Below are 21,056 nucleotides of genomic sequence, written 5' to 3'. Positions count from 1 at the left end.
TCTTTGGGTTTTCCCCTTGTTGGGTTGTGGGGTCACTGCTGTTGATTCGGTTTGCTTTTGGGTGGTTTCGCGACCCAAACCACCCCCGGTTTGGTGTTTTGCTGCGCGAATCCACCCTACACACTCACCTCACAGCCAGATCAATTCGCTTCCGGCTCGTCTTTCTTCTTGTCGTTGCCGGCAATGAACGGGCTCCACGGTTGGGCCTTGACCGGTTCCTTGGTCTTCCACACCACGTTGAACTGACCATTGGCCTTCACTTCGCCGATCATCACCGGCTTGTGCAGGTGATGGTTTTTCGGGTCCATTTCCAGCGTGAAGCCGCTCGGGGCCTTGAAGGTCTGGCCACCCATGGCCACAATCACCTTGTCCACATCGGTGGAGTGCGCCTTCTCGACCGCCTGCTTCCACATGTGGATGCCCACGTAGGTCGCTTCCATCGGGTCGTTGGTCACGGCGGTATCGGCATTAGGCAGCTTTTGCTTCTTGGCCCAATCGCGGTACATCTTGGTGAACTTGGTGTTTTCCGGGTTTTTCACCGACATGAAGTAGTTCCATGCGGCCAGTTCACCCACCAGCGGCTTGGTATCCACGCCGCGCAGTTCTTCTTCACCCACGCTGAACGCCACCACCGGCACATCGGTCGCCTTCAGGCCGGCGTTGCCCAGTTCCTTGTAGAACGGCACGTTGGAGTCGCCATTGATGGTAGAGACCACCGCCGTCTTCTTGCCCTGAGCAGAGAAGTCTTTGATCTTGGCGATGATGGTCTGGTAGTCGGAGTAACCAAACGGGGTGTACTCCTCCATGATGTCGGCGTCCTGAATACCCTTGGAATGCAGGTAGGCACGCAGGATCTTGTTGGTGGTGCGCGGGTACACATAGTCGGTACCCAGCAGCACAAAGCGCTTGGCTTCACCGCCATCCTTGGACAGCAGATAGTCCACGGCCGGAATGGCTTGCTGGTTAGGCGCTGCGCCGGTGTAGAACACGTTCTTTTCCAGTTCTTCACCTTCGTACTGCACCGGGTAGAACAACAGGCCGTTCAGTTCACGGAACACCGGCAAGACCGACTTGCGCGAGACGGAAGTCCAGCAGCCAAACACCACCGCTACTTTGTCTTTGGCCAGCAACTGGCGGGACTTTTCAGCAAACAGCGGCCAGTTGGAGGCCGGATCAACCACCACCGGTTCCAGTTGCTTGCCCATCACGCCGCCCTGGGCGTTGATTTCGGCAATGGTCATCAGCGCGGTTTGTTCCAGCGCGGATTCAGAGATCGCCATCGTGCCCGACAGCGAATGCAGGATGCCGACCTTGATGGTGTCGGCGGCAAAAGCGCCACCGGAAAAACCGCTGGCGGCAGCGAGGGTACAAACAGTGACAAGTTTCAGTGCGGTACGACGGTTCATGACTGCATCTCCTGATAACTGATAACGAGTGACGAAAGTGTTGAAACGGGTTGTTTCCTTCCTGCTTTTGCTTTTTTGCTTTCTGGTAATGCGGTGTTATCGAGTTGTCGTACTGGTGTTCTTTTTTTGGTGATGCTGTTTTGTTTGTTAGCGCCTTGCGGCGCGGCTGTTTTCATACCGGGGGTGCCCGGAGCACGGTACTTTCTTTTGGATCGCCAAAAGAAAGTACCCAAAGAAAAGGCGACCCCGGCGGAGCGCCCGCTTCGCGGGTCCCCTGCGCTTCTCGTGAAGTCCGGCTGGCTCCAGGGAACTCGCCCTTTGGGCTCAAACACCCTTACGCCGAAACCCCGGACTTCCCTGCGATGCTCGGCACTCCTTAAGGGGCCCAACTGCAACCCCAACCCCGAAAAACGTCTGTTTGCGAGGACATCAACCTTCCCCGCTGTTGCTGTTGCTGTTGCTGTTGCTGTTGCTGTTGCTGTTGCTGTTGCCGTTGCCGTTGCCGTTGCCGTTGCTTTTGACTTACCCCCCTTTAAGGCTCAGCGCCGAAGGAGGGAGGGAGACCTTAGGCTCCCGAGTGACTGAGGGAAGCCCGGAGGGCCGCCCAGCCAGGGTCGCCTTTCTTTGGTTACTTTCTTTGGGGCCGCCGAGGTGGCGAAGCAAAGAAAGTGACGTGGTCCGGGCACCCCCGGTATCAAATGCTTTTAAAACCCGCGCCGAAGGCGCTTAAACCAACAACAACATTAACCAGTCCAGCCACCCCGGATTCCCGCTACCGCTCCATCCGGGCTACACAGTGGCATCTGCCAATGTCACAGCTGGATTCCCGCTTTCGCAGGAATGACGAGCCAGTGGCTACAACTACAAACGCCCTCAATGACGACGTAGTCCGATCACAAGCCATCGCTGGCCCCCTTCCTCGCTGCATGCAACATATGCAACGTAATCTTGCGCACCTCAGACTTGCTCTCATCGATATGCGCCTTGAGCATCCGCTGCGCTTCATCCGCGCGGCGTTGCAAGATCGCGCGCAGGATGGCGCCGTGTTCGTGGTACGTCGTATCCACCCGATACGGCTTGGTGAAATCCAGCCGCCGGATCGGGCGGATTTTTTCCGTCACGTCGCGATGAATCCGCGCCATCTCCCGGTTGCCTGTCGCCGCCACCAGGGTGGAGTGGAACAACTCATCAAAACCGGAAACAATCTTCCCGTCCGTCAAGCGCTCCCCTACCGGCACCAGCCACAGGCTTTTCAGCGCGATCAACTCCTGGCTGGTTTCCAGCTCCACGTGCTCACACAAGCGGCGGGCCGCAGCCAGCTCCAGAATCACCCGCACGTCGTACAGGTCTTCGAAGTAGGCAAAATCAAACGGCCGCACTTGCCAGCCATTGCGAAACTGCACTTCCACAAAATGCTCGTTCTGCAAGCGGTACAGCGCCTCGCGCACCGGGGTGCGGCTTACGTTCAAGCGCTCGGCCACTTCGCTTTCGGTAAAGCGGTCGCCCGGCAACAGGCGAAATTCCATGATGTCCGCCTTGATCGCCGCGTAGATGCCATTGGCCAGGTTGTCTTTGGAGCCACGGCGTTTGCCGGGCACGGCATCTTCGTTAGCCAGTGACGCGACCGGTTCGGGTTTCATGCGTGCGGCTCCAGCACCAGCAAGCGTTCGCCCGGCGTGACGGCTTTGCCCGGCATGGCGCGGATCGAGCGCACCGTGCCGGATACCGGCGCGTTCACCGCCAGTTCCATCTTCATGGCCTCGACCACAATCAGCGGCGAGCCGGCATCCACTCTCTGGCCCACTTCCACCAGCACCTTCCAGATGCTGCCGCACAGGTCGGCGCTGATGATGTGGTGACCATCGTCCACGGCATCTTCGGTTTCTTCCTCGACCACAACGGCGTGGTGATGCGCGCTGTCGTCGGCAGCCCAAAGCGCCACTTCGGCCTCGAACGCGACTTTCTGGCGGGCCTGGAAATCGGCAATGCTGGCGCTGTTGTCCGCCAGGAATTGCTCGTAGGCGGCGAAGTCGAACACTTCTTCTTCGATCCGCACACCGGCGCGGCCGTGGCGGAAGTCTTCGCGCAGTACATCCAGTTCGGCCTCGGAGACCGGGTAGAAGCGCACCTGATCAAAGAAGCGCAGCAGCCACGGTTCGCCCGGCGCAAATACGGCGTTCTTGAGGAACTTGTTCCAGATCGGCAACGTGCGGCCGACCAGTTGATAGCCACCAGGGGAGTCCATGCCGTAAATGCACATGTACACGCCGCCAATACCCACCGTGCCTTCGGCCGTGAAGGTGCGGGCCGGATTGTATTTGCTGGTCAACAGCCGATGGCGCGGGTCCACCGGCACGGCGCACGGTGCACCCAAGTACACATCGCCCAGGCCCATCACCATGTAGCTGGCGTCAAAAATGATGTCGCTGACTTGCTCGCGACTCGCCAGCCCGTTGATGCGCTGGATGAAATCGACGTTATTGGGTAGCCACGGGGCCTGGTGGCGCACGGTTTCCTGATAGCGCTGTACCGCACCCAGGGTGGCGGAATCCTCGAACGCCAGCGGCATATACACCACGCGGGTCGGCAGCTTGAGGGTAGAGACATCCGGCAGTTCAGCATCGGCCGCCAGCAAGGTGGCCAGCAGGCGTTGCTGGCTGATCTCATAGCCATTGAAGCGGATTTGCAGCGAACGCACGCCGGGCGAGAGTTCCAGAATGCCGGGCACATTCAACTGCTTGAGCTTTTGCATCATCAGATAGATGCGCAGCCGCAGTTTCAGATCGAGCACATTGGGGCCGTACTCCATCAGGATGTAGGTATCGCCGGCCTGGCGGTAAGTCACCGCCGGGCGCACGCCGTTTTCAGGCAGCTCGGCCAGGATGGCGGGGGATGAAGTCGCCGGCAACTCCACATCGGCCACATCGGCAACCGGCACAAACGACAGTGCCGCCAGTTGCGCGTCTTGCGCGCGTTCCAGCGCCACGGCCTCTTTGTAGCTGATGCACTTGAAGCGGATTTTGTCGCCCGGTTTGACCTGACCCACCTTCCACAACTCGGCTTTGGCAATGGTCACCGGGCAAACAAAGCCGCCCAGGCTGGGGCCGTCACGGGTCAGGATGACCGGCGAATCCCCGGTGAAGTTGATGCTGCCAATGGCGTATTCGCAATCGTGGATATTGGACGGATGCAGACCCGCCTCGCCACCATCGCTACGCGCCCAGGTGGGCTTGGGGCCAATCAAGCGCACGCCCAGGCGGTTGGAGTTGTAATGGACTTCCCAGTCACTGGCAAAGAACGTGTCGATGGCCTCGGGCTGGAAGAAATCCGGCGCGCCGTGCGGACCGTACAACACCCCAATGTCCCAGTGCGTCCCGTAGGTCGGGACCTGATCGGCTGGCGCGGCAGCGGGTTCTGCAATGGGGGCCGGCGTGGTGCAAGCGGGTAGGTCGGGCTGGCTGATCGGCAACATATCAGCGGCACGCAAAGTGCGGCCGGCGTGGCCACCAAACTGACCCAGCGCAAACGCAGAGCGGCTACCCAGGTAGACCGGCACATCAATGCCGTTGCGGATTGCCACATAGGTGCGGCAACCACTGGCGGCGCGGCCCACAGCCAGGACTTGTCCCGCCTTCACGGTCAGCGGCTGGTTCATGGCCACAGTCTGGCCGTCTACGGTGACCGGGCAGGTGGCACCTGTCAGGGCAATCGTGGCATCGGTATGGAACTTGAGCGTCGGGCCTTGCAGCGTGCATTCCAGCGCGGCGGCGGCGGCATCGTTACCCACAATCCGGTTGGCAAGACGAAAGGCGTAATCATCCATCGGGCCGGATGGCGGCACACCGATATCCCAATAGCCCACGCGGCCGGGGTAATCCTGCACGCTGGTGTAGGTGCCCGGTTCCAGCACTTCTACCGCAGAGGGGCGGGAGACAAATGTGTCCAGAAAACGCGTAGAGACCTGGCCCGCTTCAAACGCGGCACTGGCGATAATCTGGCGCAAATAATCCAGGTTGGTGGCAATGCCATGCAGCGCCGTGTGGTCCAGCGCGGTTTGCAGGTTGGCCAGCGCCTCGGCGCGGGTTTCGCCGCGCACAATCAGCTTGGCCAGCAAGGGGTCATAGAACGACGGCACGTCGGTGCCGGTACTGACCCAGCCATCCACGCGCAGGGGCACGATATCGCTGGCGGGGTAATTCACCGCCGTCAGCAAGCCAGGGGAAGGCTGGAACTGTTTGACCGGGTCTTCCGCGTACAGGCGTACTTCGATCGCCGCACCCTGTGGGGCACGCGCCATGGCGGCTTCGTCCAGGGGGTCTCCGGCAGCCACGCGCAGCATGCACTCCACCAGATCCAGACCGGTAACGGATTCGGTCACCGGGTGTTCCACCTGCAGGCGGGTGTTCACTTCCAGGAAATAGAACTCGTCCCGCTTGCTGTCGTACACATATTCCACCGTGCCGGCAGAACGATAATTGACCGATTCACCCAGCCGTTGGGCCGAGGCCAGCAAGGCCGCGCGGGTGGCGGCGGGCAGGTTGGGTGCGGGGGTTTCTTCAATCACTTTCTGGTTACGGCGCTGGATAGAACAGTCGCGCTCACCCAGGGCAAATACCTTGCCGTTGCCATCACCAAAAATCTGTACTTCGATATGGCGCGCCTGATCGACAAAGCGCTCGATGAATGAACCGCCGTCCCGAAAAAACTGCTCGCCCAGCCGTTGTACGCGCTCAAAGGCCGAGGCCAGTTGTTGCGCATCATCACAGCGTGTCAGGCCAATGCCGCCGCCCCCGGCGGTGCTTTTAAGCATGACCGGGTAGCCAATCTTTGCCGCTTCAAGCAGCGCATGGTCAGCCGAATCAAGCAGCCCGCTGCCCGGCGTGGTCGGCACACCTGCGGCGGCGGCCAGTTCACGCGCACGGTGCTTGAGGCCAAATTCTTCCATCTGCAAGGCGGTCGGGCCGACAAACACAATGCCGTTAGCCGCACACGCCGCGCCAAACTCTGCGCTCTCCGACAAAAAGCCGTAGCCCGGGAACACGGCCTCGGCGCCGGTTTCTTTGCAGGCGTCGATGATTTTTTCAATGCACAGATAGCTATCGGCCGGCTTGTCACCACCCAGCGCAATGGCCACATCAGCCTCGGTCACATGGGCGCTGTTGCGATCCGCATCGGAATACACGGCGACGCTTTTCACACCCAAACGCTTGAGAGTGCGGATAGCGCGGCAGGCGATTTCACCGCGATTTGCGATCAGTACGGTCTTAAACATGGCGGGTCTCCGCGGTGAAATTGCTTTGATGCGCCACGCGCATCACGCAATGTGACTTCGTCGCTGCGCCGCTACGCGGCTGGTCACCACGATTTACGATCAGTACGGCCTTAAACATGGCTAGTCTCCGCAGTGAATTTGCTTTGATGTGCCACGCGCATCACGCAATGTGACTTCGTCGCTGCGCCGCTACGCGGCTGGTCACCACGATTGGCAATCAAAACGGTCTTGAACATGGCGAGTCCTCAAGCGGTTTGCAGGCTGGCGATATATGCGCGCCAGCCGCCGAAATGGGTGATGTCCGTGGCGTCGGTAATCGCCCACGGCTCGCAGATAAAGCCCTTTACGCTGCGGCCGTCGGCGGTTTCCAGCGTGCCGATGCCCAGCGGGGCCGGGATCAGTGCCACAAAGCTGCCAAAGGCCGCCAGCGGCACATCCCACAGTTCGATTTCAATGGCGGAGCCCGCTTCCCCCTTGACCAGACCCGGTTTGGGCGGCGTGGTATTCGCCAGGGCGTAGAGGCGGTATTTGGGCGCGGTGTGCGTGCGTTCGACCAGGATGGCGTTGCGCTCTTGCAGTTGCACATTGAGCGGCATGCCGGTGAGGTGGGCCCCTACCACGGCCACGCGCACGTGATGTGCCGCTGGCGCGGCCGGAGCAACGGCGGGCAAGGCAGGCAGGCTGCGGCCGGTGGCCCCTAGCGGTAGCGGGTGGCTTTGCTGCCAGCCACGACCAAATGCGGCCAGTTTGTCGTCTTGCCAGGACGGGGCCAGCAGGGTGATGCCAAACGGCAAACCATCGTTACGGAACCCGGCGGGCAAAGACAGCGCGCACAGATCAGAGAAATTGGCAAAGTTGGTGTAGGTCCCGAACCGCGAATTCAGTGTGACCGGATCATCCAGCATGTCTTCAATGGTGTAGATGCTGGGCGAGGTGGGCACGACGAGCGCGTCGTAGCCGGCCATGGTCTGATTGATGATGCGGGACAGTTCGGCGCGACGATATTCCGCCCGGAAGGTATCCACCGCACTGTACTGCGCCGCGCCCTGCATGATGCCGCGGACCACCGGGTTGATCTCATAGGGTTTGCTGGTCAGCAGGTGTTGCGCGGCAAAGACCCGCTCCGCGACAAACGCGCCCTGATACAGGAGTTCGGCCAGTTCCAGGAAAGGCGCAAAATCCACCGGCTCAACCTCAACGCCCGCTTCTTTCAGCTGCGCCAGCGCCGTGTTGAACAAACGGGCGGACTCATGATCACCAAACCACTGCAATTGATCCGGCATGCAAAAACGGGGCTTGGCATGCATGAGCGGCGAGGTGGCTTGCGGCACGCGTGAATACGGATCAGCCGCGTCAAACCCACCCGCCAGATGAGCAATGTGCTGGGCGTCGTCGACCGTCAGCGCAAACACCGAAACACAATCGAGCGTACGGCAAGCCGGCACTACCCCCGCATTGCTCAACCAGCCCTTGGTGGGTTTGAGGCCCACAATATTGTTGAACCCGGCGGGAATGCGCCCCGAGCCTGCGGTATCGGTCCCGAAGGCAAACGGCACCAGCCCGCGCGCCACGGCCGAAGCAGAGCCCGAACTGGAACCGCCGCTGACATAGCGCTCATCAAACGTATTGGGCACCGCGCCATAGGGCGAACGCGTGCCATTCAGACCGGTGGCAAATTGATCCAGATTGGTCTTGCCGATCAGGATGGCGCCTGCATCGAGCATGCGTTGCACGACGGTGGCATTGGCGCCGGGTTCGTAGCCAAACGCCGGGCAGGCGGCGGTGGTTTCCCAGCCGGCGGCATCAATATTGTCTTTGGCGGCAAAGGGGACGCCAAACAAGGGTAAACGGGAAAGGTCTCCTCCTGCGGCATGCAGCCGGGCTGTCAGCGCAGCGACCTGTTGCGCAATCTGGGTGCGCGTGGCACGGGAAATCCAGGCATTGTCATCCGCCGGCAATTGCGCCAGCACATGTTCAATGGCATCCAGCGGCTGCATGCCATTGATGTAAGCACTACGCCACTCCGGTAAGGTCCAGCCTGCCTGCGGAACGATCTTTGCACCCATGTTTGTATCCCGTCTTGTATACATCGCACTGCAACAGGTACAGCAAGGGGTGTGCCAGGCATCTTAACTGGCTGTTTTCATGATGTTTATGGGTTTTGCGGCGAAGGGATTGTGGTTGAGCGGAGGGGTGGGCCGCACCAGATGTTTACAGAGCATTGCGGTTTTGCACCGCAATAATGCAAGGTGCATAAAAGGTTTTTTGGGGAGGAAAGTCAAAAACAACTTCAACCCCAACAGCAACAGCCAGATCATCTGAGTGCGGGTTTTGTAGGGTGGATTCGGCGCGTAGCGACAATCCACCGCAGGCAGCCCGTTGGGCTGCGGACTGGATTCCGGCTTAAGGCCGGAATGACGATGTAGAGGGATGCAAACAAACCATTCTTGCACGCAGCACCGTAGCCCGGATGAAGCGGAGCGGGAATCCGTGGTAGCCGCGTTTGCCGGGACAGCGTTCTCCTCCGGCATGGCCCCCCGGATTCCCGGCCAGATGGCCTCCATCCGGGCTACGGTGCTGAGCGCGGGTTTTGTAGGGTGGATTCGGCGCGTAGCGACAATCCACCGCAGGCAGTCCGTTGGGCTGCAGACTGGATGCCGGCTCAAGGCCGGAATGACGATGTAGAGGCATGCAAACAAACCATTCTTGCACGCAGCGCCGTAGCCCGGATGAAGCGGAGCGGGAATCCGGGATAGCTGCGTTTGCCGGGATAGCGTTCTTCTCCGGCATGGCCCCCCGGATTCCCGGCCAGATGGCCTCCATCCGGGCTACGAAGTGGCACACTTTCACGGCAGCACCCTCGGCTCCGGCACCTCATGCCCATTCTCAATCAACGCCTCGTGCACCATGCGCAAAAACGCCACTGCCGCTGGTGTCGGGTCCAGATTCCATACTGCCCAGACCCGGCGCTGCGGGCCATCTGACACCGGCACCATTTTCAGCCGATCACAGGTGTAGCCTTCAAACCGGGGCACCAGCCCGATCGCCAGCCCGCGCCGGACAATGCGTTCCAGCAAATCAATGTGGCTGACCTCAAAACTCACCTTGTGTGCAATCCCTGCGCGGGCAAAGGCTTGTTCTGTCTGCCGCCGCGCGCCGCTGTTGGCGTAAAAATCCACCAGCCGTGAGCCCACCAGATCCAGCAGCGATATCTGATCGCGCTGCGCGAGCGGGTGCGCCTGCGGGACGATGGCAATCAGTTCTTCGTCGGCAATGGTCTGCTTGCTGACGCCCTCTACCGGCTCGCCCGGCCATAGCCCCACCAGCGCCACATCGGTGCGTTCGGCGCGGACATCTACCAGCAGGTTTTCGCTCATGCCCTGGTAAAAGCGGATATCCACATGCGGGTAGCGCTCATGAAATCGCGCCAGCACGTCGACCAGGTCGGCGTGATTGAAGGTGGAGATTGTCCCCACGGTGAGCGTGCCACGGACGGTACCGGCCGCCGCCGCCACTTCGTCGCGGATGCGGGATTCCGCGCCCAGCATCTGCCGTGCCACCGGCAAGAACGCTTGTCCGGCCACAGTCAGCTTCACATTGCGACTGCTGCGCTCAAACAATTTGGCGCCCAGTTCGTCTTCCAGCTTGGCAATTTGATGGCTCAGGGCAGATTGCACGGTGTGGCAGCGCTCGGCGGCACGGGTAAAGCTCTGTTCCTCTGCCACGGCCACGGCAAATTCGATCTGGCGCAGATTCATTTCATTTATCTCGAAACAAGATCAATACGATGAAAAGTATACATTTGTGTGATGCATGACGTCGTCAGATACTGCACCACATCAAATAAAACACATGGAGATACTCATGGACGGCTCTGCACATCGTCTGAGTGGCGCACAAGTTGCGCTGATGTCGTTTTCTACCGGCCTCGTGGTGGCCAGCAACTATTACGCCCAGCCATTGCTGCATACGCTGGCGGGCGAGTTTGGCCTGACTGCGGCGGGCGCGGGCATCATCATTACCGTGGCACAGCTAAGCTATGCGGTGGGTCTGTTACTGCTGGTGCCACTGGGTGACATGCTGGAACGCCGGAGCATGATCGTCGGCATGACCATCCTCTGCGCGGTGGGTCTGCTGATCACCGCCTCCGCCCCCAATCTGGCGCTGGTGTTGCTGGGTACGGCCATTGCGGCGTTGTTTGCGGTGGTGTCGCAAGTCCTGGTGCCGCTGGGTGCTACGCTGGCCGCACCGGAACAACGCGGCAAAGTGGTCGGTACCTTGATGAGTGGTTTGCTGCTGGGCATTTTGCTGGCGCGTACCGTCGCGGGCGGTTTATCCAGCCTGGGCGACTGGCGCACGGTGTATTGGGTGGCAGCAGCGGTCATGATTGTCACCGCCATTGCGCTGGCCCGGGTGCTGCCGCATCACCATGAACACGCCGGCTTGCCGTATCACAAGCTGCTGGCATCCGTGTTCACCCTGTTCGCCAATGAGTCGGTGTTGCGACTCCGGGCCGTGCTGGGTGCGTTTTCGTTCGCCATTTTCAGCGTGTTGTGGACGTCCATGGCATTCTTGCTGGCCAGCGATCCCTATCATTTCTCTGACGGCACAATTGGCTTGTTTGGCCTGGTGGGTGCTGCGGGTGCGCTGGCTGCCAACCTGGCCGGGCGCCTGGCCGACAAGGGCAAGACCGATACCACTACCTGGCTGGGGCTGATCTTGCTGCTGCTGTCCTGGGTGCCGATTGCGCTGGCGCGGGAGTCCATTATTGCGTTGTTGATTGGCATTCTGGTGCTGGATCTGGCCGTGCAAGGCGTCCACGTGACCAATCAGAACGTGATCTACAAACTGTTCCCGCATGCCCGTAACCGCGTGACCGCCGGATATATGACGAGTTACTTTATTGGCGGCTCTACCGGCTCGCTGCTCTCTGCGACGGCGTATGCGCACTGGGGCTGGAATGGGGTGTCGGCCGTGGGGGCGTTGTTGAGCCTGGGTGGATTGCTGACGTGGGTGGTTTGGCGGCAGGTGGGTCACGAACCCGCAGGTCTGGTGCAGGCACAGCGTTAAGCGTTTGCCCCGAACAGCATAAAGGCCGGTCTCACCGGCCTTTATGCTTTTGTACTTCAACCCGCCTTACAGGCTACGGCCATCAAACTCTTTCACCGGCACCGCCGCCAGATCAATCCCCTCAATACAGCGGATATTCACCGCCGCCATCGGATTGCCCTGCTTGTCGTTGGCCTCGCCGTAGACATGAATCCCGCATTTCGGGCAGAAGCGGTGTTTGATGCGATGCGCGTTAAAGGTATAGGTCGCAGCGTTTTCTTCTGGCGTGGTCAGTTTGAAACTGGCTTTGGGAATGAACCACATCAACATGCCTTTGCGCTGGCAGATTGAGCAATTGCACGAAATAGCGCCTTCAATTGTCCCTTCCGCCTCAAACGCGACGTTGCCGCAGTGACAGCTTCCACGATATTGCATCACGCACCTCACAAAGAAAAACGGGCGCTGTAGTCAGCGCCCGTTGTCTGGATTACGCAGCCAGGCCGCGCTTTTTCAACTCGTTTTCGGCAACGCCGACCAGCGTTGCCAGCGCAATGCCCTCGGCCGCCAGTTTCACGCCATCCAGCGCCGGGAACGTCGGGGCGATGCGGATGTTGGTGTCTTTCGGGTCGTTGCCGTTGGGGAAGGTGTTACCGGCCGGCACCATGGCGACACCGGCTTCTTCTGCCAGTTGCACCACACGCTTGGCGCAGCCTTCACGCACGTCAAAGCTGATGAAGTAACCACCGTCCGGATTGGTCCAGGTAGCCACGCCACGGCCATTCAGTTCGTGCGCCAGCACATCCAGCACGGCGTTCATCTTGGGCACGATCAGTGCGCGGTGTTTTTCCATCAAGGCTTGCAGGCCGGCGAAGTCTTTCAGGAACTTCACGTGGCGCAGCTGATTGATCTTGTCCGGACCGATCGAACGGAAACCCATGTTCCTGGTCATCCAGGCCACGTTGGCCGGGGATGCGGCGAACAGCGCCAGGCCCGCACCCGCCAGGGTGATCTTGGAGGTGGACGCAAACACGAAAGCGCGATCGGCGTTACCGGCAGCCGCGCAGGCTTCCAGGATGTTGGCGATTTCGTGCTTTTTGTCGGTCAGATGGTGAACGGCGTAGGCGTTATCCCAGAAAATGCGGAAATCGCCAGCGGCGGTTTTCATTTTGGCCAAGCGCTCAACCACTTCGTCCGAGTAGATATCACCGGTCGGGTTGGCGTACTTGGGCACGCACCACATGCCCTTGATCGAGGCATCTTCAGCGACCAGTTTTTCTACCACGTCCATATCCGGACCGGTGCCGGTCAGCGGCACGGCAATCATCTTGATGCCGTATTGGGCACAGATGGCAAAGTGACGGTCATAGCCTGGTGCCGGGCACAGGAAAGTCACCGGTTCGGTCGACCAGCCTGCCTTGCTGCCCGGTACGCCCTTGAGCAGTGCATACACGATCGTGTCGTGCATCAGCGCCAGCGAGGAGTTCTCTGCCACCACCACTTGTGCGGCCGGTGCGCCCAGCATGGGGGCGAACAGTTCACGCGCTTGCGGCAGGCCATTGACGCCGCCACCGTAATTACGCAGATCGCCGCCGCCTTTAGCTTCGGCTTCATCTACCGCAGCCAGGAGGCCGTTGGAGAGATCCAGTTGATCTGCGGACGGTTTGCCGCGGGTGGAATCGAGCTTGAGGCCACGTGCCTTGAACGCGGTGTAGCGTTCATTCGCGGCGGCATAAAAGCGTTGCAGGTCGTCGGTGCTCAGGCTTGCCAGGTTGCCTGCCGGCAGGGCGCTGTTTACTTCTTGCATTGCATCCTCGCTAATCGGGTGTCTGTGTCGAACAGCCCGACATCTTGCGCCATCTGCGCCGAAGTGGCTAGGGCAGACTGTCGTTTGCGAGTACTTTTTTGCCGGTACAATGCCGGCCGGCACAGTCGCCCGTGCCGGTCGTTTGGCCCATTCAGCGCACGCCGCGCCGCTCTACCTGCAAGCCTGCGGTCACCGGCACATCGGCCTTGCGCTGGCGGAAGGCAAACAGCGCCAGCAAAGCGGCCAGGCTGCCCATCAACCACACTGCCGGCCACCCCGAGACGGCGTTGAGCACCGGGATCACCATCGGCGTGATAAAGAAAGCGACAAACACCGCCGCATTGCCCATGCCCAGCGCCGTACCCGCCCGGTTGGCGCCGGCCTGGGTGGCCAGTTCGGTATACGCCACGCCGTGCCAGGCCGAGACGCACAAGCCCGCCAGGATCAGCGCCGGGATGATCGCCAGCCGCAACACCGGGGCCAGTGGTGTGATCAACATCTGCGCCAGCACCACCGCCGCCAGCACAGCAAACGCCAGCACGCTCAGCGACGCGCAAGCGGTAATGTAACGCTGCCGATTGCGGTGGCGATCGGTCCAGTAGCCGCTCCATACCCGCAGCGCGCCGCCCCCCAGTTGAATGCTGACCAGGCTGACCGCAGCCACCATAGCGCCAAAGTGGGCAAAGTCATGCAGAAAGACCGGCGTGAAGGTCAGTACCGCCACTTGGGGTACGCACAGCAACGCAATCGCCAGCGTCATGCGTTGTAACACCGGGTCTTGTACAGGTGGTACGCCCGAACCAGCGGCTTTGTTCACGGTTTGCCCATGATGCGGCGGTTCATGCAGCCAGCGCCAGGCCAGCACGCCGTTGACGACGCAGAACAGCGCCAGCGCGCCGTATACCGTGCCGAAACCACCCCAGCGGGCCAGCGGCGGCAGCACCATCGCCCCCAGCGCGCCACCGACGGGTACTGCGGTCTGGCGGATACTCATCGCCAGCCCTCGTTCCTTATCGCTAAACCACGCCATGATGGCGCGGCCGCTGGAACCATTGACGCTGCCCCCCAGCAGACCCACCAGTAACAAACCAGGCATGAGCGCCGCCATGCCGGGTACATATCCGGCGGTGGGCGACACACGCAGCATCATGAACAAAAGCCAGGCGGCAATACTGAACAGGCCCAGCAATAACACACGGCGGTCCCCCCAGCGGTCGGTCAGCATGCCCCAGGGCAACTCGCTGACCGCTACCCCCAGCCCCATCATGCCCAGCACCAGCCCTAACTGATGGGTGTCCAGGTGGTAATCCGCACGCAAAAGTACGGCGGTCGCCGGGATACCGGCAAAGGTGGCACTGAACGCGGCGTTGGCAGCAACGCCCAGGCCGAGGATTTTCCAGCGGTGGTTGGCCGGCAGGTTGTGCGGATCAAGATGCGTCATGGCACGCTCCCGTTAAATGAGAAAACGCGCCCATCGTCGCATCGGCTTGCCATAACAAACAGATATGGTTCAATATTTCAGTGATGATTATTTGAAATGGTTACGCTGATGAATACGCTGGATCTGGATGCCGTCCAGGCCTTTGTGCTGGTGGCGGACATGCAAAGCTTTACCCGTGCGGCCGAAGCGCTGGACACCACGCAGTCCGCCGTGAGCCTGAAACTGAAACGGCTGGAGACACATCTGGACCGGCGCCTGCTGGAACGCACGCCGCGCCAGGTCAGGTTATCGATGGAAGGTCAGGCGTTTTTGACCGCCGCCCGTGAGTTGCTGGCTGCGCACGACCGCGCATGGTCGGTGCTCCATGCACCGCCGCGCCGCTTGCGGGTGGGGTTCAGCGGGCACATTGCCGGTGCGTCATTGCCCGCCTTGCTGGCCCGCGTGGCGGCGCACGACCCGGCGCTGGTGATTGAGGTGCGCGTGGCAACCTCTGCCGAGGTGCTCGCCAGTTATGACGCCGGTCTGCTGGATGCCGCCTACGTGCTGCACCACACGGATCGTCAGTTCGATCGCCAGGATGGTGAGGTGCTGTTTGAAGATGATATGGACTGGTTTGGCCTGGCAGAGACCAGCTGGACGCCGAACGAGCCGCTGCGCCTTGCCATGCTGGCCCCGCCCTGCGGTTTGCGTACCAATGTGATCGAGGCGCTGGACCAGGCCGGCATCAGTTGGCTGGAAGTGTTTGTGGGGGATGGGGTGAGCGCCCTGTCCGCCGCTGTGACCGCCGGGCTGGCCATCGGCGCCATGGGCCGCCGTGCCGCGCCCGCCAGCGTGGTGTGCGTGCGGGACAAACTGGGTCTGCCCGCACTACAACCCACCAACGTGGTGCTTTACCGCAGCGTGCATGATGAACGCTCGCGCAGTGCCTTGCGGGTGATGAGTGCCACCCTGCGGGCGTTTTGAGCAGGGTTTTCCCAGAGAAAGAACCACTAAGTAGCCCGGATGAAGGCCACCAGGCCGGGAATCCGGGGTGGCGATACCAGCAAGAAAGACGCCGTCAGACCGGTTCTCTTTCAATATTGCCACCCCGGATTCCCGCTTTGCTCCATCCGGGCTACGCGCTACGGTGTGCCCACCAACAAAAAGGCCAACCTTCAAGGTTGGCCTTTTTGTTGGCATGCGGTCTGGCAACGCTCAGTTCACCGTCACATTGGCAAAGTCCTGCCGCCCAAACGGGTTGACCTTGTAGCCAGAGACATTGGCTCGCGTCAGCGCATACGCCGTCGGATAGGCCAGCGGCACCCACAGCGCCTGGTCGAAAATCACCTTCTGCGCGTTGCGATAGAGTTTGGTGCGCTGGTTGATATCACTGACCTTCTTGCCGTCTGTAATCAGCTTGTCCAGTTGCGGATCGCAATAACGGGCAAAGTTGGTGCCCGACTGCACGGCCGCGCAGCTAAATTGCGGCGTGAAAAAGTTGTCCGGGTCGCCATTGTCACCGGCCCAGCCCATAAACAGCAGGTCGTGCTCGCCCGCCTTGCCACGCTTGATCAACTCGCCCCATTCAATGGTCTTGATGGAGGCTTTGATCCCCACTTTGGCCAGATCAGACTGCAACAACTCCGCGCCGGCCTTGGGGTTGGGGTTGAGCACGCTGCCGGTGGGGCGCGTCCAGATGGTGGTTTCAAAGCCGTTGGGGAAACCGGCCTTTTTCAGCAGTTCTTTGGCCTTGGCCGGGTCGTAGTTATAGTCCCCAAGGTCTTTGTCAAAGCTCCAGGTATTAGGCGGAAACGGCCGGCTAGCGTCTTGCGCCGTACCATCAAACACGGTCTTCAAATACGTTTTGGCATCAAACGCGTAGTTGATGGCCTGGCGCACCAGCGTGTTATCGAGCGGCTTGTGCTGGCTGTTGATGGCGATAAACGCGGTCATGAACGCGGCGTTATCCACCACTTTCAGATTCTTGTCGGCTTTGGCGGACTGGATATCCAGCGGCTTGGGCGCCAGCGCAATCTGGCATTCGCCGGTTTTCAGACGCTGCAAGCGCACGGTGGCGTCCGGCGTGATGGCGTAGATCAGCTTCTCTGCCTTGGGCTTGCCGCCAAACCAGTTGGTATTGGCGTCGTAGCGAATCACCGCGTCTTTCTGGAAACTCTTGAGCACAAACGGCCCGCTGCCGACCGGTTTGGTATTGAAATCACCGGCTTTGGCCACGCCCAGTTTACCCGCGTACTCTGCCGAGTAAATCGATGCCCAGCCCATGGTCAACGTAGGCAGGAATGTGGCGTCCGGGTAGTTCAACTCAAATTGCACGGTGTGGTCATCGACCTTCTTCACGGCCTTGACCAGCTTGTTCAACTGCAGCGATTGCACGCTGGGGTAACCGTTGGGCGAGGTCTTGTACCACGGATTCTGGGTATTGAAGACACGCTCGAACGTGAACACCACGTCATCGGCATTGAGCGGGCGTGTGGGCTTGAACCAGTCTGTTGCGCCAAACTGGACATCGCTGCGCAGTTTGAACGTCCAGGTCAGACCATCATCGCTAGCCGACCATGACTGCGCCACGGCTGGCACCACTTTGCCGGCCTGGGCATCGTAATCGACGAGGCGGCTGAACAAGACATCTGCCGAGGCGTTGGTGGTGACCAGGGCGTAGTACTGCACGACATCAAACCCATCCGGGTTGGCATCGGTACACACCGATAGCGGTTTAGCCATGGCCAGTGCCGGTACGACGGCCATCATGGCGGCAAGCATCCTCAGATTCATGTTTTTCTCCTGCGGGATATTCTGGTTTTATAACCGGCGACGCGCTACGCCCCCGGTTGGCAACGTTGTCAGCTTAACCGCTGAAATGGCCCGATGCCAAAGAACGGTTGGTTTGGGGGTTAGGGAATTTTGGTGTGTCAGCGTCGGTACAGATGGTGATGCACGTGGATTCCCAAGGGTTTGGGAAAAAGTTCGGGGGCGGTCACCGGCAGAATGTTGGCAGGGATTACGGCTGGATTCCCGCCAAGGGGGCCGCCGAGGTCGGCAATGACGAATTGGCGAGCACGGTGAATCATTCTTGCGTATAGATGGTTTGCGGGGTTGGGGTTGGGGTTGACGTTCACCCCCATTAAAGCCAAGCGCCGATAGAGTGGAGGGAGACCTTAGGCTCCCGACCGACTGAGGGCACCCCGGGTATCAAATGCTTTTCAACCCCGCGCCACAAGGCGCTAACACTCAAACATCGCAATGAAGGATTGTCGCTATCGCTCCGAATCCACCCTACGAGACTGGCATTCTTGCCAGCAAAGGCCACCCGAGGTGGCCGACTGGATTCCCGCCTTCGCGGGAATGACGAGGTAGCAGACCGTAAAGAAGCTGGAAAAAACCCTTACCCCATTTCCTTCACCACCACCTGCAAACTCCCCTTGTCACTAGAGAGCCACATCTCCCCATCCTGAATCGTGCACTGCAACTGCATGGTCCGCTCAATCAAGCCCGCCAGACCCGACATGATCTCCGGGCTGACCGACACCACATGCAGGTTGCTAAAGCGCCGGATTTCCGACTGGTTCTTGCCGTACCAGATCTCCGCCGCGCTGCCGCCATAGGCGTAAATCCACGCTTCGTTGGCCCGTTGCGCCGCGCGTTTGATGCGTTTCTCGTCTGGCAAACCCAGGTCTACCCACAGCTCAATGTCTTCGGTGAGCGAACGCTGCCACAGCGACGGGTCTTCTTCGTCGCTGATGCCACGGCCAAATTCCAGCGTCTCGCTGGCGTGGCGGGCAAAGGCCACCAGACGCAGCATCATGCGCTCGGCAGTTTCGGACGGATGCTGGGCAATGGTCAGTGCGTGCGTGGCGTAATAGCCGCGATCCATGTCAGCAATGGAGAGTTCGGCTTTGAAAATGGTGGATTTAAGCGCCACGGCACAGTGCCTGAATGAGTGAAAGACGCGGCAGTGTACCCAATCACCCGCCCGCGCTCCACCGGCCCTGACCTGTACAATGACGGTTTGTGCCACCGCTTTGCCTGGAACCGCCATGCCCGCCCTCCGTATGCCCTCCTCCTCTGCCCCTGTTGTTGCCGTGATTGGCGGGGGCCCCACTGGCTTGATGGCTGCTGAAGTGCTGGCCGCAGGCGGTGCCAAAGTGACCGTGTTCGATGCCATGCCGTCGGTCGGGCGCAAGTTTTTGCTCGCTGGTGTGGGCGGCATGAACATCACCCATTCCGAACCGATCGGCCCGTTTCTGGGACGCTACGGTCAGCGCGCCGAAACCCTCACCCCGCTGATCAATGCATTTACGCCAGACCAACTGCGCGCCTGGATTCACGATCTGGGCATTGAAACTTTTGTGGGCACATCCGGCCGGGTGTTTCCCAAAGAGATGAAAGCCGCGCCGCTATTGCGTGCCTGGTTGCACCGGCTTAAGGATGCCGGGGTAAACGTACAAGTTCGTCATCGCTGGCTGGGCTGGGGTAGTGAACCCGATACACTGCGTTTGGCCACGCCAGCAGGCGAAACCACCTTCACGGCCGATGCCGTGGTACTTGCCCTGGGTGGCGGTAGTTGGTCCCGTTTGGGATCGGATGGCACGTGGGCGCCATTGCTGGCCGACAAGGGCGTGAATATCGCCCCGCTGGCGCCCAGCAATTGCGGCTTTGATTTGCCCTGGACCGCGTTTTTTGCAGAAAAATACGCCGGTGCTCCGCTCAAGTCCGTGGCGGTGTCGTATACGGATGCGCGCGGTGCCACGATCGTGAAGCCGGGCGAATTTGTCGTCACCGCAACGGGCGTAGAAGGCAGTTTGATCTATGCGTTCTCTGCCGCCATTCGCGACCGTATTACGGCGCAAGGGAGTGCCACCATCTACGTCGATCTGTTGCCTGGCCGCAGCCTGGAGCGGGTGCTCACGGAAGTCGCCATTCCACGTGGATCACGCTCTCTGGCTAGCCATCTGCAAAGCAAACTGGGCCTGACGGGTGTCAAAGCCGGCTTGCTGCGCGAAGTGCTTTCCAAAGAAGAGATGGCCGACTCCACCCGGTTGGCGCGCACGATCAAGGCACTCCCGCTCAAACTGCTGGCCCCGCGCCCGCTGGATGAAGCCATCAGCACCGCCGGTGGCGTGCGCTTTGACGCGCTGGACGCCAACCTGATGCTGCGCACCCTGCCCGGCGTGTTCTGCGCGGGTGAGATGCTGGACTGGGAAGCCCCCACTGGCGGTTATCTCTTGACCGCCTGCTTTGCCAGCGGCCGCGCTGCGGGCGCTGGGGTCTTGCATTGGCTGGACGCCGGCCGCACTTGAAAGACATCGTTTTTCTGCCACCGGTATTCATCCATGTCTGATCGTTCCCCGATTGAAGTCGATCTCGCCAAATCCTACCGCTTGCTCAATCACGGGCCGACCGTGCTGGTCAGCAGCGCGCACGGTGGCCGCCAGAACGTCATGGCCGCCGCCTGGGCCATGCCGCTTGATTTTGCCCCGCCCAAGATGCTGGTGATCATTGATAAATCCACGCTGACCCGTGAACTGATTGAAGCCTCTGGCGAGTTCGTGCTGAACGTGCCCAGCCGGGCGCTGGCAGAGGCCACACTGGCCGCCGGCTCCAGCTCCGGCCGCGATGGCGACAAGTTCAACGCCACCGGCTTGACGCATTTTCCGGCCACCAAAGTCGGCGCACCGCTGGTCGAAGGCTGCCTGGCCTGGCTGGAATGCAAGGTCATCCCGGAACCGCACAACCAGCAAACCTACGATATGTTCATTGGCGAAGTCGTCGCCGCCCACGCCGACCCCCGCGTATTCCAGGACGGGCACTGGCAGTTTGATGATGAGCCGCTAAACCGCTCGATTCACTACATAGCGGGCGGGACGTTCTTTGCGACGGGTGAGGCGTTTGAAGTGGCGAAGAAGTAAGGCGGGATGGGGCAAGGATCACCCTTCATGTGCACAGACGGTTTGCGGGTTTGGGGTTGCTTTTGACTTGCCTCCCCTCCGGCAGCGCCGAGCATCGCAGCAAGGTGCGGGGTTTCGGCGGAGGGGTGTTTGAGGCCGCAGGCCGAGTTCCCGCAGCCAGCCGCGCCTTGCGAGAAGC

15 protein-coding genes are annotated in these 21,056 nt (G+C 60.6%); 4 read left to right on the top strand and 11 right to left on the bottom strand.

Going from position 1 to position 21,056, the window contains the following annotated elements; genetic code table 11:
- Positions 1-140 precede the first annotated feature (140 nt).
- The 6 genes from urtA to HNQ50_RS13605 form a co-directional block, all read right to left on the bottom strand.
- Positions 141-1,406 (bottom strand): urea ABC transporter substrate-binding protein, encoded by a 1,266-nt coding sequence (gene urtA, locus HNQ50_RS13630; protein ID WP_184101637.1) that lies wholly within the window; start codon positions 1,404-1,406, stop codon positions 141-143.
- Entirely contained in the window at positions 1,403-1,582 is a 180-nt protein-coding gene (locus HNQ50_RS13625) for a hypothetical protein (RefSeq protein ID WP_184101635.1), read from the bottom strand. Before HNQ50_RS13625 ends, urtA begins: the two co-directional genes overlap by 4 nt.
- A gap of 717 nt (positions 1,583-2,299) precedes the next feature.
- Complete coding sequence (locus tag HNQ50_RS13620) at positions 2,300-3,046, bottom strand: GntR family transcriptional regulator (protein WP_184101633.1); 747 nt, start codon at positions 3,044-3,046, stop codon at positions 2,300-2,302.
- The gene (uca, locus tag HNQ50_RS13615) at positions 3,043-6,678 is read right to left on the bottom strand and encodes an urea carboxylase (RefSeq protein WP_184101631.1); all 3,636 of its coding nucleotides are present in this window, start codon (positions 6,676-6,678) and stop codon (positions 3,043-3,045) included. The genes HNQ50_RS13620 and uca overlap by 4 nt, the downstream gene beginning before the upstream one ends.
- 245 nt (positions 6,679-6,923) lie before the next feature.
- Complete coding sequence (gene atzF / locus HNQ50_RS13610) at positions 6,924-8,744, bottom strand: allophanate hydrolase (RefSeq protein ID WP_184101629.1); 1,821 nt, start codon at positions 8,742-8,744, stop codon at positions 6,924-6,926.
- Positions 8,745-9,524: 780 nt separating this feature from the next.
- Positions 9,525-10,436 (bottom strand): LysR family transcriptional regulator, encoded by a 912-nt coding sequence (locus HNQ50_RS13605; RefSeq protein ID WP_184101627.1) that lies wholly within the window; start codon positions 10,434-10,436, stop codon positions 9,525-9,527.
- Between the two features lie 106 nt (positions 10,437-10,542).
- Between HNQ50_RS13605 and HNQ50_RS13600 the strand changes: the two genes are divergently transcribed.
- A complete protein-coding gene (locus HNQ50_RS13600; protein ID WP_184101625.1) occupies positions 10,543-11,748 on the top strand; it encodes an MFS transporter in 1,206 nt (401 codons plus the stop codon).
- Between the two features lie 66 nt (positions 11,749-11,814).
- Here HNQ50_RS13600 and HNQ50_RS13595 read toward each other — a convergent pair whose 3' ends face one another.
- The 3 genes from HNQ50_RS13595 to HNQ50_RS13585 form a co-directional block, all read right to left on the bottom strand.
- On the bottom strand, positions 11,815-12,162 hold the full coding sequence (locus HNQ50_RS13595; RefSeq protein WP_184101622.1) for a GFA family protein: 348 nt from the start codon (positions 12,160-12,162) through the stop codon (positions 11,815-11,817).
- Positions 12,163-12,214: 52 nt separating this feature from the next.
- Entirely contained in the window at positions 12,215-13,531 is a 1,317-nt protein-coding gene (locus HNQ50_RS13590; RefSeq protein WP_184101621.1) for an aspartate aminotransferase type Ic, read from the bottom strand.
- A 151-nt stretch (positions 13,532-13,682) separates the two neighbouring features.
- Positions 13,683-14,972, bottom strand: coding sequence for an MFS transporter (locus tag HNQ50_RS13585; RefSeq protein ID WP_184101620.1), 1,290 nt, complete (start codon positions 14,970-14,972; stop codon positions 13,683-13,685).
- A 108-nt stretch (positions 14,973-15,080) separates the two neighbouring features.
- Between HNQ50_RS13585 and HNQ50_RS13580 the strand changes: the two genes are divergently transcribed.
- Entirely contained in the window at positions 15,081-15,935 is an 855-nt protein-coding gene (locus HNQ50_RS13580) for a LysR family transcriptional regulator (protein WP_184101619.1), read from the top strand.
- Positions 15,936-16,166: 231 nt separating this feature from the next.
- Here HNQ50_RS13580 and HNQ50_RS13575 read toward each other — a convergent pair whose 3' ends face one another.
- Together HNQ50_RS13575 and HNQ50_RS13570 are read right to left on the bottom strand one after the other, a co-directional pair.
- Positions 16,167-17,744, bottom strand: a complete 1,578-nt coding sequence (locus HNQ50_RS13575) for an ABC transporter substrate-binding protein (RefSeq protein WP_184101618.1) — start codon at positions 17,742-17,744, stop codon at positions 16,167-16,169.
- A 610-nt stretch (positions 17,745-18,354) separates the two neighbouring features.
- Positions 18,355-18,891 carry a YaeQ family protein gene (locus HNQ50_RS13570; RefSeq protein ID WP_184101617.1) on the bottom strand — a complete coding sequence of 179 codons (537 nt, stop codon included), beginning with the start codon at positions 18,889-18,891 and terminating at the stop codon, positions 18,355-18,357.
- A gap of 115 nt (positions 18,892-19,006) precedes the next feature.
- Between HNQ50_RS13570 and HNQ50_RS13565 the strand changes: the two genes are divergently transcribed.
- Positions 19,007-20,269 carry a TIGR03862 family flavoprotein gene (locus HNQ50_RS13565; protein WP_246428712.1) on the top strand — a complete coding sequence of 421 codons (1,263 nt, stop codon included), beginning with the start codon at positions 19,007-19,009 and terminating at the stop codon, positions 20,267-20,269.
- 33 nt (positions 20,270-20,302) lie between these two features.
- Entirely contained in the window at positions 20,303-20,878 is a 576-nt protein-coding gene (locus tag HNQ50_RS13560) for a flavin reductase family protein (protein ID WP_184101613.1), read from the top strand.
- The last annotated feature ends 178 nt before the right edge of the window (positions 20,879-21,056 follow it).

Origin of the sequence: Silvimonas terrae, from assembly GCF_014202765.1 — a bacterium.
Lineage (GTDB): Bacteria > Pseudomonadota > Gammaproteobacteria > Burkholderiales > Chitinibacteraceae > Silvimonas > Silvimonas terrae.
Note: the sequence above shows the minus strand (reverse complement) of the source record. Positions and strands in the feature narration are given on the sequence as shown.